Genomic DNA, 12,553 nt, shown 5'->3' with positions numbered 1-12,553 from the left:
GGACAAGGCGAAAACTGTCGGTGCCGCCTGGTTGAGTCTTCTCATGACGGCCCTCCTCGACGCACCGACCAGCCCCGCGGCTGCGGTCGCGGCCGCGCGAGCGACGCTGGCCGGGTTGGCGGAGGTGCTGTGGGCGGCGACGCGTCCGGAGGACTTGCTGGCAGTCACCGAGGAGCTGCAGGCCCTGCGCTCTGCCGTCGCAGCCGTCGAGGCGCGTGTCGCGGTCGAGGTCGAGGCTTCCGAAGCGGCGAAGACGGCCGGATGGGTGTCGCCGAGTGACTACCTGACCCATGTCGCCGGCGCGCGGCACGGCCACGGCTCCCGCGTGCTGCGCACCGCCCGCGGCCTGTGCGGCGACCGCACGACAACCCTGCTCGCGCTGCAGTCCGGTGACGTCTCGCCCGAGCACGCCGAGGTGATCGTCGGCGTGATCGACCGGCTGCCCACCTCACCCTCACTGCGGGACGAGGCCGAACGCATGCTGGTCGACCACGCCGCGACCCTGAACGCCTCCGAGCTCCGCAAGGTCGGCGACCGCCTGCTCGAGGTGCTCGACCCCGACGGCACCGCCCGTGCCGAGGAGCGGGCGCTGGAGCGGCTCGAGCGCTCCGCGCACCTCGGACGGTTCCTGACCATCGCCGATGACGGCATCGGCGGTGTGCGTCTGCGCGGCCGGGGCACGGTCGAGGACGCCGCGGCGATCAAGTCCGCGCTGCACGCCCTCGCCGCCCCGAGGCCCGGCACCGACCCTGACTGCGGCGAGAGCGCTCGGGACCTGCGCGACCACGGCGCCCGCTGCTGGGACGCCCTCGTCGAAACCTGCCTGAAGGCGCAGGAGACCGACGGGCTGCTGCCCGACCAGCACGGCGCCAAGCCGCGCGTGACCGTCACGATCGGCCTCGAGGACCTTCGAGAAGGTCTCGGCGCCGCGACGCTCGACACCGGCGACACGGTCTCCGTCAGCGCGGTCCGGCGGATGGCGTGCGACGCCGACGTGATCCCCGCTGTGCTCGGCTCGGCCGGCGAGGTCCTCGACGTCGGCCGGACCCAGCGGCTCGTGACCGCCGCGATCTGGAAGGCACTGGTGCTGCGCGACCAGCACTGCCGGTTCCCGGGCTGCCGCCGGTTGCCGCTCGCCTGCGACGCCCACCACCTCGTGCACTGGGTCGACGGCGGCTCCACGTCGCTCGACAACCTCGTGCTCCTGTGCCGCGGCCACCACACCCTGCTGCACGCGACACCCTGGCAGGTCCGGCTCGACCCTGTGACGCGTCGACCGGCCTTCCACCTGCGGCGCTAGGCGGCAGCCGGCATCAGCAGCGAACGCTTCCACACCGGCTTCTGCGCCGGACCGACGAGCCCCTGCTCGTCGAGGAACGCCAGCACCCGCTCGCCCATCCACGCCAACGTGGCCTGGTAGTGGGGGTTGCCCAGCGCCTGCCGCCGGGCCTCGCGCGGGTCGAGCCCCACGGCGGCGTACACGCGCGGGTTGACCAGGGTGCGCGCCACCATGAACCCCGTCTGCGCCGTGAGGGTCCGGTGCAGCGCCAGCGCCGGACGCGACAGGGTCGGCACCGCCCGCTCGACCTCCTCGCGGGCGAACGTCATGTGCCGGGCCTCCTCGAGCACGTGCACCCGCGACACCATCCTGATCAGCGGCTGGACCCGCTCGTCCTTCATCAGCTCGCGCTGCCAGCGGTCGAGGATCTCCTCCGCGACGAGGATCGAGGCGTACGCCGAGACGCCCGACGCGACCGCCTTGAAGCCGCGTCCGAGCCGGTGGACGTGCCGCGTCGCGCCGTAGGCCGGGACGCCGCAGGCGGCGATCGCGCGCCCGAACATGATCGAGTGCCGGCACTCGTCGCCGAGCTCGGTCAGCGCGTAGTGGGTCCGGGCCGAGGTGTGGTCCGCGTCGTAGAGCTCGCGGGCCATCATCTGCATGAGGATCAGCTCGAACCACAGCCCGACGCTGGCGATGCTCGACACCTCGTGCTTGGAGAGCTCGATCCGCTGCTCCTCGGTCAGCGCGTCCCACAGGGGCGTGCCGTAGAGCGACATCCGCTCCGGCTGCATGAACCACAGCCCGTCGACCAGCGGCGCGTCCCAGTCGATCTCGATCTCGGGGTCGTAGGACATGCGGGCGGAGGAGCCCAGCAAGCGGGTCGCGACGTCGGTCATGGAACCTCCCGAGTTATCTGTTACTTGAAGTAACGGTTATCGGCTAGGGTGCCCCTCGTGACGCGCAAGGTCAAGGGTTCCGACCCCCGGGACGGCCGCAGCACCCGGTGGAGCGCCCACCGGGAGGCCCGCCGCGACGAGCTGGTGCTGGCCGCGGTGGCCGCCATCGACGCGCACGGGCCGCAGGCGGGTGTCGGCGAGATCGCCGCAGCTGCGGGCGTGAGCAAGCCGGTCCTCTACCGCTACTTCGCCGACAAGGCCGACCTCCACGCGGCCGTCGGGACCTGGGGCGCCGGTGTCGTGATGGAGCGGCTGCTCCCCGCCCTGCTGTCCGAGGGCACGGTGAGGGAGCGGGTCGACCTCGGCTGCGAGGCCTACCTCGCCGCGATCGAGGAGCACCCCAACGTCTTCCTGCTGCTCGTCGCGCACCGCGTCGAGAGCGATGCCGACCCGCTCGCCGACGGCAAGGCCGCGATCGCCGCCGCGATGGCGCGGGTGCTCGGCGACACCCTGCGCGAGCTCGGCGTCGACGCCGCCGGCGCCGAGCCGTGGGCGCACGGCCTGGTCGGCCTCGGCCTCAGCACCGGCGAGTGGTGGCTGACCCGCCGCACGATGTCGCGCGCCGCCGTGCGCGGATACCTCGCTGCGTTCGTGTGGCACGCGTTCGAGGGTCTGGCGCGGGAGTACGGCGTCGACCTCACCGACTCCGCCCCCGACGACCCCGACGACCCCGACCGCGCCGACGAGCGAGGAGGCACGCCATGAGCGAGCACGAGCACCCCGGCCATGCCGACGGCGGCTACGACGGCCCCGCCCACCTGGTCACCGAGGGCGGCGACGTCCCGGTGCAGGTGACCGTCCGCGGGCTGTTCCAGCCGATCGACGGGCACTACCACTGGCACGGCCGGATCGCGCACGACGAACGGGTCGACCCGCTGGGCCAGGCCGGCGCCACGGTCGTGCTGCGCACGCCGGGTGGCGAGGCCGAGGGCCGGCTCTCCGACGTCGACCCCTGGGGCCGCTACCGGATCGCCGGCGTCGGCCGCCCGCCGTACCCCTGCACTGACGGCGACGATCCTCGCTGACCCGCCGCCGTGGAGATTTGCCACGACGGCCGGGTGGCGGCAGGGTGCAGCACATGAACCGACGCCTCGGGGCCATCGCCGCCGCTTGCACGCTCGCCCTCGCCGCCACCTCTTGCGCCGCCGACACGGAGACCACCGAGGTGGAGGGTGGCGCCAAGGTGATCAAGGAGGGCACGCTCACCGTCTGCACGCACCTGCCCTACAAGCCCTTCCAGTTCCCGCAGGGCGGCGAGACCGTCGGCTTCGACGTCGACATGATGGACCTGGTCGCCAAGAAGCTCGACCTCGAGCAGGAGATCTTCGACACCCCGTTCGAGGGCATCCAGTCCGGCGAGTCCCTCAACACCGGCAAGTGCGACATCGCCGCCGCCGGCATGACGATCACCGACGAGCGCAAGCGCGTCATCGACTTCTCCGACCCCTACTTCGACGCCACCCAGGCGCTGCTGGTCAAGAGCGACGCCAGCTACAGCTCGCTCGAGGACCTCTCCGGCAAGACGATCGGCGTCCAGGAGGGCACCACCGGCGAGCAGTACGCCAAGGACAACGCCCCCGACGACGTCGAGGTCCGGTCGTTCGAAGACCTCGCGCTGCTGTGCGCCGCCGTGAAGACCGGCCAGATCGACGCCGGCATCAACGACAACGGCGTGCTCTACGACTACGTCAAGGAGAACCCGGACACCGCGGTGGCGACCGAGTTCGACACCGGCGAGCAGTACGGCTTCGCGGTGAAGAAGGACGGCAACGACGGCCTGCTCGAGGTCACCAACAAGGTCATCGCCGACGCGAAGTCCGACGGGACCTACGACGAGATCTACAAGAAGTGGTTCGGCGACGCCCCGGCGAGCTGACCGACCGCTCCACCGTGACCCGACCGATCTCCAGAGAGGCCTGAGCCCGTGGCGCTGAGCCCACGCAAGCGTGCCCGGATCTCGCGGGGCATCCAGTACGCCGTCCTCGCCGTCCTCGTCGTGGCGATCCTGCTCGCGGTCGACTTCGGGGAGCTGAAGCGCGCGTTCTGGAACACCGAGGTCATCGCGGAGATGTTCCCGGACGTCCTCACGGTGGCACTGAAGAACACGATCATCTACACGGCGTGCGGCTTCTCGTTCGGCCTCGTCCTGGGCCTCGTGCTGGCGCTGATGCGACTGTCGTCGGTCGGCCCCTACCGGTGGGTGGCGACCGGCTTCATCGAGCTCTTCCGCGGGCTGCCCGCCCTGGTCGTCTTCATCGCACTGACGTTCGGCATCCCGCTGGCCTTCCCGGGCCGGCTGGTGCCGGGCGGCACGCTGGGCGTGGTCACGTTGGCTCTCGGCCTCGTCGGCGGCGCCTACATGGCCGAGACGATCCGGGCCGGCATCCAGGCCGTGCCGAAGGGCCAGATGGAGGCCGCGCGCTCGCTGGGCATGTCGCACACCCGCGCGATGGTGTCGATCGTGATCCCGCAGGCGTTCCGGATCATCCTGCCGCCGCTGACCAACGAGCTCATCCTGCTGACCAAGGACTCCTCGCTGATCTACGTCGTCGGTCTCGCCGCGGGCGCACAGGAGCTGACGAAGTTCGGCCGCGAGACGATGAACTCCACGAACAACATGACCGGCCTCGTCGTCGTGGGCCTGCTGTACCTGGTGATCACGGTGCCGCTGGCGATCGTCGTACGACGCATGGAAGCACGCGCGGAGAGGGCCCGATGATGACCGAACCCGCGATCGACCGCAGCGCGGCCGCCATCGACGTGCAGGACCTGCACAAGTACTTCGGCGACAACGAGGTGCTCAAGGGCATCGACTTCCACGTCGACCAGGGCCAGGTCGTCTGCGTCGTCGGACCGTCCGGCTCCGGCAAGTCGACGCTGCTGCGCTGCGTCAACCGGCTCGAGGAGCCGACCTCTGGCCGGATCGTCGTGGAGGGTGTCGAGATCACCGACCCCGACGTCGACGTCGACAAGGTGCGCAGCCGGATCGGCATGGTGTTCCAGCAGTTCAACCTGTTCCCGCACCTGACCGTGCTGCGCAACCTGACGATCGCCCAGCAGCGGGTCCGCCGCCGCAGCAAGGACGAGGCGGTCGAGGTCGCCCGCACCAACCTCGCCAAGGTCGGGCTCGCCGACCGCGAGGACGCCTACCCCGCCCACCTCTCCGGAGGTCAGCAGCAGCGGGTCGCGATCGCTCGGGCGCTGTCGATGAGCCCGGACATGATGCTGTTCGACGAGCCGACCAGCGCGCTCGACCCCGAGCTGGTCGGCGACGTCCTCGACGTCATGCGCGACCTGGCCAGCGAGGGCATGACGATGATGGTCGTCACCCACGAGATGGGCTTCGCCCGCGAGGTCGGGCACAAGCTCGTCTTCATGGACGGCGGCGTGATCGTCGAGGAGGGCGACCCGCGCAAGGTGCTCGCCGACCCGCAGCACGAGCGCACCCAGGCGTTCCTGTCGAAGGTGCTCTGACCGGACTGCTTGGGGCCCGGGGCGTCAGCGCACCCGGATGACGTTGGTCTTCGCGACCTTGTCGTGGATGGCCTGCTTCTTCGCGTCCCACAGCGGCCACAGGTGGTCGAGCAGCCAGAAGAGCGAGCCGAGGAAGCCGATCAGGGGCAGGAAGCCGGCCACGCGGTTGACGCTCTCCACGGCCCAGCGGGCGAGGATCGTCCCGTAGGCCAGCTGACCCGGCGTCTCGCGGAGCCGCACCCGGAGGCCGAGCGCGAGCTTGCCCGGGGTCGCCGCCTTCCACCGCAGGAACACGACGGTGTACACCAGCGACACCACGAGGGCGACGAGGCCGATCGTCATCAGCGGGCCGGCCATGTCCTCGGTCACCACCATCACCCCGGAACCGTCGGGGTTGCCGGACAGGATGTCGTCGGTCATCCGGTTCACTGCGTCGATGTAGTCGCGGGCCGCCGGGAACGCGATGATCCAGGACAGGACGTTGATGATGACGACGTCGATGACGTAGGCGACGGCTCGGCGCCACCAGCCCGAGAGCGGCTGCCCGTCGGGGGTCGTCGCCACCGCCACCTGGGTTCCGTAGCCGCCGGCGGCGGGGTACGACGCATATCCAGCGGGCGCGCCGGAGGGAACGGTGGCGCCGCCCGGGGTGGGCTGCGGGTAGCTGCCCGGTGCGGGCTGGAGGTGCTCGGTCCACTGCTGGCCGTCCCAGTAGCGCTGCCCCTTCGGCTCGGGCGCTTCCGGGTCGGGGTCGGGGTACCAGCCGGCGGGGATCTGCGTCATGGCCCGATCCTTCCATGCCGCGCCCAGCCGGGAGTGGCATCCGCCACGCCCCAGGGACTGAGGGTGACGGGTGGCGAGCCGGGTCCGCACGCGGCCCGCCACCCGTCGTGTGGGCACCGGTGGGTGCTTGCCGACTCCCTGGGAAGGGAAGGGAGAGGAGCCGGCGACGGTGCCCCGGGCCGCGGCCGGAGGGATGGCCGCGACCCGCGCCCACACCACCGGCGTGCTCGGCGCACCTCCCTTGGGCTTCGTGCGCGAGCAGCGCGGCGGCGTGGCGACCGGCTCTAGTCGGGCGAGGTCGCGGGCCGGAGCGTGAGCGGGTGCGGTCGTCGCCGCCGAAGTACGGCGACCCGGCCGGACGACCCGACGACGAGCAGGAGCGCGGCGGCGAGCGCGGCCACGACGAGCGGCTGCTGCCCCGGACCGAGGGCCCCGGCCGGAGCGCTCGCCGCGCGGAGAGGCGCAGGTTGCAGCGGGAGTGGCAGGCGGAGGGGCAGCGGCGGAGCCTGCAGGCGGTCCGCCGGGCCGGTCGCGGCGTCCACACCTCCCCTGGCGACCCACGGCGTGCTGTGGACCCGGGCCGGAGCCGGTCCGTCGACCGCGCGCGCAACCCCCGTCGCGCCGCGGTCGACGGGCCTGCCCGACCGGTGCCGTGCAGCGTGCGAGGAGCGCGGATCCCCTGGCAGGACGGGGGATCCGGCGTCCTCCACCGGTGTTGTGGGTGCGGGCGCGGGTGGGCGCGCACCCGGGGAAGTCGGGGTGGGGGCGACGGTCCGGCCCACGGCGTCGTTGACGTCGTTGACGTCGTCCCGGACGGTCCGCACGGCCTCGTCCGCCTGGCCGGTCGCCTGGCCGGTCGCCTCCACGGTGGCGTCGACCGCGGTCTCCACGGTGTCGTCGACAGCGGCGGCCGCCTGGTCCACCACCGGGGTGACGGGCTCGGGCACCGGCACCGCGTCGACCACGTCCGACACCGTGTCGCCCGGCAGCGGCGGGAGCGTCACGTCGGCATCGGCGCGGGTGGCCGACAGGACCAGCCAGAGTGCCGCGAGCGCGGCCAGCCCGATCAGCCGGAGGAGCAGGCCTCCGGTGGCGGTGCGGACCACCGCGCGTGCTTTCGGTGCGGACATCTCGACGCCCCCGAGCGCCTCGACAACTGGTGCAGTTCCCTTGAAGGTAAACGCTCCGGCGATATCGGACAAGGGGGGCGGTCCGGACAGCGCCGGACGCACGGGACGAACGATGACGGGCAGGTCTCCGTCATCAGGGACCGGAGACCTGCCCGTCGGCTCGGTGCCGCTCAGAGGTTGCCGCGGCGCTCCTGCTCGCGCTCGATGGCCTCGAAGAGCGCCTTGAAGTTGCCCTTGCCGAAGCCCAGCGACCCGTGCCGCTCGATCAGCTCGAAGAACACCGTCGGGCGGTCGCCGAGGGGCTTGGTGAAGATCTGCAGCAGGTAGCCGTCCTCGTCGCGGTCGACCAGGATCTTCCGCTTCTGCAGCTCCTCGATCGGCACCCGGACCTGACCGATGCGCGCGCGCAGCTCGGGGTCCTCGTAGTAGGAGTCGGGGGTGTCGAGGAACTCCACACCGTTGTCGCGCAGGGCGTCGACGCTGGCCAGGATGTCGTTGGTCGCCACCGCCAGGTGCTGGGCGCCGGCGCCCCGGTAGAACTCGAGGTACTCGTCGATCTGCGACTTCTTCTTGGCGATCGCGGGCTCGTTGAGCGGGAACTTCACGCGGTGGTTGCCGTTGGCGACGACCTTGGACATCAGCGCGGAGTAGTCGGTGGCGATGTCGTCGCCGATGAACTCCGCCATGTTCACGAAGCCCATGACGCGGTTGTAGAAGCCCACCCACTCGTCCATGTGGCCGAGCTCGACGTTGCCGACGATGTGGTCGAGGGCCTGGAACAGCCGCTTCGGCTGGCCCTCCTTGCGGACGTACGTCGACTCCGCGGCGACGTAGCCCGGGAGGTACGGGCCGTCGTACCGGCTGCGGTCGACGAGGGTGTGCCGGGTCTCGCCGTACGTCGCGATCGCGGCGATCCGGATCGTGCCGTGCTCGTCGGTGACGTCCTCGGGCTCGCGCACGACGGTCGCGCCGGCCGAGACGGCCTGGGCGATGCACTTGTCGACGTCGGGCACCTCGAGGGCGATGTCGACGACGCCGTCGCCGTGGCGGCGGTGGTGGTCGGCCAACGGGCTGTCGGGGTCGACGGCGCCGTTGACGACGAAGCGGATGGAGCCCGAGCGCAGCACGAACGACTTGTGGTCGCGGTTGCCGTTCTCCGGACCGGAGTACGCCTCGAGCCGCATCCCCCAGGCGGACTGGTAGTAGTGCGCGGTCTGGGTCGCGTTGCCGACGACGAACACGATGGCGTCCCACCCGGTCACCGGGAAGACGTCCTGCTCCTCGTCGTACTCGACCAGCCCGACGAGCTGGTGGAGCTGCTCCTCGGTCAGGCCGGCGGCCTTCTCGTCGCGGGTCAGGGACTCAGTGAGGGCGTCGGTCATGCCGCGAAGCCTGCCGGGTGCGCGCAGAGTGTGCAAGAGTACGGCGAAACACTGTGCAACTTGTCCATCCAGAGGTGGAGCATGGACGATCTCGATGTCACTTTGATCCGTCTGTTCGCCGCCGAGCCGCGCGTCGGCGTGCTGGAGGCGTCCCGGCGCCTCGGGGTCGCCCGCGGCACCGTGCAGGCCCGGCTCGACAAGCTGGTGGCGTCGGGCGTGATCGCCGGGTGGGGACCGGACCTGTCGAGCGAGGCCCTCGGCTACCCGGTCACGGCGTTCCTCACCCTGGAGATCCGGCAGGGGTCCGGCCACACGTCGGTGGCCGAGCACCTGGCCACGATCCCGGAGGTGCTGGAGGCGTTCACGATCACCGGTGCCGGCGACATGTGGGCCCGGGTGGTCGCGCGGTCCAACAACGACCTGCAGCGGGTGATCGACGCCGTGCTGTCCGAGCCGGGCATCGTGCGCTCGTCGACGGTGATCGCGCTGGCCACGCAGATCCCCTACCGGGTGCTGCCGCTCCTCGACGCCGGGTCGTAGTCGCCCGCCTCGACCGCGGTCGCCCAGGCGGCGACCTCCGCGCGCCGGGTGACCCCCAGCTTGGCCATGATGTGCTCGAGGTGGGAGCCGGCGGTGCGGGCGGTGAACCGCAGCTCCTCGGCGATCTCCCGGTTGGTCATCCCGCGCGCGACGAGCCGGGCCACCTCGTACTCCCGCTGGGTCAGCGGCGACCAGGGCTGGGGCGCGTCCCACCGGTCGAGCCGCGAGCCGACGTCGGCGGCCGCGGCGAGCAGGGGCGCCGCCCCGACCTCGACGGCGGCGGCGCGGACCGCCTCCACGTGCGTCGCCGCCTCGGTACGGCGGTTGGCGGCGATACCGCAGCGGGCGAGGTCGAGCGCGCACCACTGCGCCTCCCACCACCGCCGCCGCTGCGTCCAGCCGGCGTGTGCGCGACCGAGGAGGTCGCGGGCCTGGCCGGTGCGGCCGGCGGCCAGGCAGGCCAGCCCGGCGGCGTGGTCCACGGCCGGCAGCGTCCCCGGCACCCCGCGAGCGAGCAGGTCGGCCGAGACCCGCTCCGCCCAGTCCTGCGCCGCGGAGGGATCGCGCTGCAGCAGGCGGGCCCGGGTGCCGGTGACGAGGAACGGGAACAGGTTCGCGGTCTCGCGCACCTCGTGCGACGCGGCGTACCCGCGCTCGGTCAGCTCCACCGCGGTCGCCCCGTCTCCCTGCAGCAGCGCGCTCTCGGCGAGGCCCCACAGCGCCGGGGAGAAGCGCTGCAGCTCGCGCATCTCCTCGCCGGAGGCGCGCGCCTCACCGAGCACCTCCGCCGCCGCGTCGTGGTGGCCGCGGCCGAGCTCGACGAAGCCCGCCGCGTGCAGCGCGATGATCCGCGTGGTCACCCCGCCCTCGTCGTCGGCGAGCAGCCGGTGCGCGGCGACGTACGCGTCGTCCCAGCGTCCCGTGCACCACCACACGTGCGCCTGGTGGCTGAGCATGTAGTCGCGGTGGTTCCACTGCTCGGTGCGGGCGGTGTGCTCGATGCCCTCGTCGAGCCAGCGCTCGGCGCGGTCGTACTCCACCAGCGTCGACGCCGACGAGACCAGCATCCGGTAGCCGCGCGCCGCCTCCGCCTCGAGGTCCAGCTCGCGCGCCCGGACGGTGGCCTCCTCCAGCCGGGTCCAGCCCGGCTCGTCCCGGCCGGCGAAGACCTCGACGGTGCCGGCGGTGACGACGGTGTTGAGCCGCACCGGCTCGTCCTGGCTGCCGGCGGCGTCCAGGGCGTCGTCCGCGGCGGTCAGGGCCTCGTCGAGGTGGTCGGCGACGAGGTACGCCGCGGCGGTCCCGGCCAGCAGCGCCGCCCGTACCCGCTGCGGCACCTCCCCCGGCCGGTCCGCCACGTCGGCGAGCCCGCCGGCGAGCAGGGCGATGCGGGCGGGCAGCGGGTCGCCGAGGACGTGCCGGACCGCGACCAGTCCCGGCAGCAGCCCGGCCGCGGCGACCGTGTCACCCAACTCGGCCAGCAGCCGGCGTGCTTCCTCCAGGTCGGCGGCCGCGCGGGCGTTGTGGTCGGTGGCGGCGGCCTCGGCCGCGCGGCGCACCAGCAGGTCCGCGCGCCGGTCCGGGTCGGCGACCCGCAGGCATCGCACCGCACGGTCGAGCAGGTCGAGGGCCTCCTGGTGCGCGGAGAGCGCGCTCGCCCGGCCGGCCGCGGCCGACGCGGCGTCGACGGCCTCGGCGAGCTGCCCGGCGGCCTCGTGGTGGGCGGACCGGTAGGCGTCGCCGCCCAGCTCGGGCCGGTGCTGGGCCACCTCCGCCACCCGGGCGTGCAGGGCCCGGCGCGCCGCGAGCGGAGCGTTGGCCTCCACGGCGTCGCGGATCAGGGCGTGCCGGAAGCCGAACCAGCCCGGTGCCTCCTCGTGCACGAACTGGTGGTCGACCAGCTCGTCGAGCCTCGTCGCCGCCTCCTCGTCCGTCGTACCGCAGACGGCGACCAGCAGGTCGAGGTCGAAGCTGCGGCCCACGACGGCGGCCGCGACCGCGGTACGGCGGGTCGGCTCGCTGACCCGCGCGAACCGCTGGTCGATCGCGTCGGCCAACGTCTCGGGGACGTGCGCGGCCACGGTCGGATGGCCGTGCGCGACGGCCGTCACGAGCTCCTCGAGGTGCAGCGGGATGCCGCCCGACCGCTCGTGCAGCAGCCGGAGCAGCCGCGGCGGCACCGGGTCGACGGGCCGCAGCTCGCGGACCATCCGGGCAGACTCCGCGGCGGTGAGCGGCGGGAGGCGGAACTCCTCCGCGGCCCGCTGGAGGAGGAGCCGGGCGCGCCAGGCCCGCGCCGGCGCCGCCTGGTGCAGCTCGTCGGTGCGCAGGGTGCCGACGACGAGCATCGGCAGCCGGGCCAGCTGCCGGGTCAGGTGGGTGACCACCTCCAGGCTGAGGTCGTCGCACCAGTGCAGGTCCTCCAGCGCCAGCAGCACCGGAGCCTCGTCGGCCAGCGCGGCGACGCGCTCGACGGCGTCCAGCACCAGCAGCCGGCGGCGCCGGTGCGCGTCGCCCGCCGCGGCGTCCTCGACCACGTCGGCGAGGTCGGCGACCAGCGCGCGGCCGCGACCCGCGACGTCCGGGTCGTCCGCCCGCGCCATCGCGTGACCGAGGTCGAGCAGCAGCCCACCGGAGAGCTCGACGTCCTGCGGGTAGGCGCCGGCGGTCCAGACGCGCATGCCCGCGTCCCGCGCCGCACCCTCGAGCGCCTGCAGCAGCCGGGTCTTGCCGATCCCGGCGTCGCCGGACAGCAGCACGAGCCGGCCCGCCCCGGTGGCGGCCGCGTCCAGCCGTGTGCCCAGGGCTGCGAGCAGGTCGCCGCGGCCGTGCAGGCTGCGCCGGCCGCTGTCGCTGCGCTCGACGCCTTCGATGGCCGGCCCCCTCGTCAACCCACCGACATCGACGCCCGAGACCCGCCCGCCTTGTCGGGCGTTCGACCGATGACCGTCCCGTCGGGCTCCCGGAGGCTGTTCCGCACCAGCAGGAAACGCAACACGAGGAGCC

At 72.9% G+C, this 12,553-nt stretch carries 12 protein-coding genes; 7 read left to right on the top strand and 5 right to left on the bottom strand.

The window, feature by feature from the left end:
- The first annotated feature begins 43 nt into the window (after positions 1 to 43).
- On the top strand, positions 44 to 1,300 hold the full coding sequence (locus ETU37_RS08425; protein WP_129986783.1) for an HNH endonuclease signature motif containing protein: 1,257 nt from the start codon (positions 44 to 46) through the stop codon (positions 1,298 to 1,300).
- Here ETU37_RS08425 and ETU37_RS08420 read toward each other — a convergent pair.
- Positions 1,297 to 2,178 carry an AurF N-oxygenase family protein gene (locus tag ETU37_RS08420; RefSeq protein ID WP_129986782.1) on the bottom strand — a complete coding sequence of 294 codons (882 nt, stop codon included), beginning with the start codon at positions 2,176 to 2,178 and terminating at the stop codon, positions 1,297 to 1,299. The genes ETU37_RS08425 and ETU37_RS08420 overlap by 4 nt on opposite strands.
- A 57-nt stretch (positions 2,179 to 2,235) precedes the next feature.
- Here ETU37_RS08420 and ETU37_RS08415 point away from each other — a divergent pair, with 57 nt between their 5' ends.
- From ETU37_RS08415 to ETU37_RS08395, 5 genes are read left to right on the top strand one after another with little or no spacing between them, the layout of a single operon-like run.
- The gene (locus ETU37_RS08415) at positions 2,236 to 2,943 is read left to right on the top strand and encodes a TetR/AcrR family transcriptional regulator (protein ID WP_165372453.1); all 708 of its coding nucleotides are present in this window, start codon (positions 2,236 to 2,238) and stop codon (positions 2,941 to 2,943) included.
- Positions 2,940 to 3,263, top strand: coding sequence for a DUF4873 domain-containing protein (locus ETU37_RS08410; protein WP_129986780.1), 324 nt, complete (start codon positions 2,940 to 2,942; stop codon positions 3,261 to 3,263). Before ETU37_RS08415 ends, ETU37_RS08410 begins: the two co-directional genes overlap by 4 nt.
- A 53-nt stretch (positions 3,264 to 3,316) precedes the next feature.
- Positions 3,317 to 4,114 (top strand): basic amino acid ABC transporter substrate-binding protein, encoded by a 798-nt coding sequence (locus ETU37_RS08405; protein ID WP_129986779.1) that lies wholly within the window; start codon positions 3,317 to 3,319, stop codon positions 4,112 to 4,114.
- A 48-nt stretch (positions 4,115 to 4,162) separates the two neighbouring features.
- Positions 4,163 to 4,957: an amino acid ABC transporter permease gene (locus ETU37_RS08400; RefSeq protein WP_129986778.1), complete on the top strand. Its 795-nt coding sequence runs from the start codon at positions 4,163 to 4,165 to the stop codon at positions 4,955 to 4,957.
- Positions 4,954 to 5,712, top strand: coding sequence for an amino acid ABC transporter ATP-binding protein (locus ETU37_RS08395; RefSeq protein ID WP_129986777.1), 759 nt, complete (start codon positions 4,954 to 4,956; stop codon positions 5,710 to 5,712). The genes ETU37_RS08400 and ETU37_RS08395 overlap by 4 nt, the downstream gene beginning before the upstream one ends.
- A 24-nt stretch (positions 5,713 to 5,736) precedes the next feature.
- Here ETU37_RS08395 and ETU37_RS08390 read toward each other — a convergent pair whose 3' ends face one another.
- The 3 genes from ETU37_RS08390 to hppD form a co-directional block, all read right to left on the bottom strand.
- Positions 5,737 to 6,495, bottom strand: coding sequence for an RDD family protein (locus tag ETU37_RS08390; RefSeq protein ID WP_129986966.1), 759 nt, complete (start codon positions 6,493 to 6,495; stop codon positions 5,737 to 5,739).
- A gap of 284 nt (positions 6,496 to 6,779) precedes the next feature.
- Positions 6,780 to 7,625: a hypothetical protein gene (locus ETU37_RS08385; protein WP_129986776.1), complete on the bottom strand. Its 846-nt coding sequence runs from the start codon at positions 7,623 to 7,625 to the stop codon at positions 6,780 to 6,782.
- A 170-nt stretch (positions 7,626 to 7,795) separates the two neighbouring features.
- Complete coding sequence (gene hppD / locus ETU37_RS08380) at positions 7,796 to 9,007, bottom strand: 4-hydroxyphenylpyruvate dioxygenase (protein WP_129986775.1); 1,212 nt, start codon at positions 9,005 to 9,007, stop codon at positions 7,796 to 7,798.
- Between the two features lie 81 nt (positions 9,008 to 9,088).
- On the opposite strand from hppD, the gene ETU37_RS08375 reads away from it, so the two are divergent.
- Complete coding sequence (locus ETU37_RS08375) at positions 9,089 to 9,547, top strand: Lrp/AsnC family transcriptional regulator (protein ID WP_129986774.1); 459 nt, start codon at positions 9,089 to 9,091, stop codon at positions 9,545 to 9,547.
- Here the strand turns inward: ETU37_RS08375 and ETU37_RS08370 are convergent.
- Positions 9,511 to 12,438: an ATP-binding protein gene (locus ETU37_RS08370; protein WP_165372452.1), complete on the bottom strand. Its 2,928-nt coding sequence runs from the start codon at positions 12,436 to 12,438 to the stop codon at positions 9,511 to 9,513. The genes ETU37_RS08375 and ETU37_RS08370 overlap by 37 nt on opposite strands.
- Between the last annotated feature and the right edge of the window lie 115 nt (positions 12,439 to 12,553).

The sequence above is a fragment of the Nocardioides iriomotensis genome, from assembly GCF_004168035.1.
GTDB lineage: Bacteria > Actinomycetota > Actinomycetes > Propionibacteriales > Nocardioidaceae > Nocardioides_B > Nocardioides_B iriomotensis.
Note: the sequence above shows the minus strand (reverse complement) of the source record. Positions and strands in the feature narration are given on the sequence as shown.

What these genes read in the sequence shown, in the direction of transcription:
- ETU37_RS08375 (WP_129986774.1), top strand. Translation starts at nt 9,089, where the DNA reads ATGGACGATCTCGATGTCACTTTGATCCGTCTGTTCGCCGCCGAGCCG.
- ETU37_RS08405 (WP_129986779.1), top strand. Translation starts at nt 3,317, where the DNA reads ATGAACCGACGCCTCGGGGCCATCGCCGCCGCTTGCACGCTCGCCCTC.
- ETU37_RS08420 (WP_129986782.1), bottom strand. Translation starts at nt 2,178, where the DNA reads ATGACCGACGTCGCGACCCGCTTGCTGGGCTCCTCCGCCCGCATGTCC.
- ETU37_RS08410 (WP_129986780.1), top strand. Translation starts at nt 2,940, where the DNA reads ATGAGCGAGCACGAGCACCCCGGCCATGCCGACGGCGGCTACGACGGC.
- ETU37_RS08385 (WP_129986776.1), bottom strand. Translation starts at nt 7,625, where the DNA reads ATGTCCGCACCGAAAGCACGCGCGGTGGTCCGCACCGCCACCGGAGGC.
- ETU37_RS08395 (WP_129986777.1), top strand. Translation starts at nt 4,954, where the DNA reads ATGATGACCGAACCCGCGATCGACCGCAGCGCGGCCGCCATCGACGTG.
- hppD (WP_129986775.1), bottom strand. Translation starts at nt 9,007, where the DNA reads ATGACCGACGCCCTCACTGAGTCCCTGACCCGCGACGAGAAGGCCGCC.
- ETU37_RS08390 (WP_129986966.1), bottom strand. Translation starts at nt 6,495, where the DNA reads ATGACGCAGATCCCCGCCGGCTGGTACCCCGACCCCGACCCGGAAGCG.
- ETU37_RS08425 (WP_129986783.1), top strand. Translation starts at nt 44, where the DNA reads ATGACGGCCCTCCTCGACGCACCGACCAGCCCCGCGGCTGCGGTCGCG.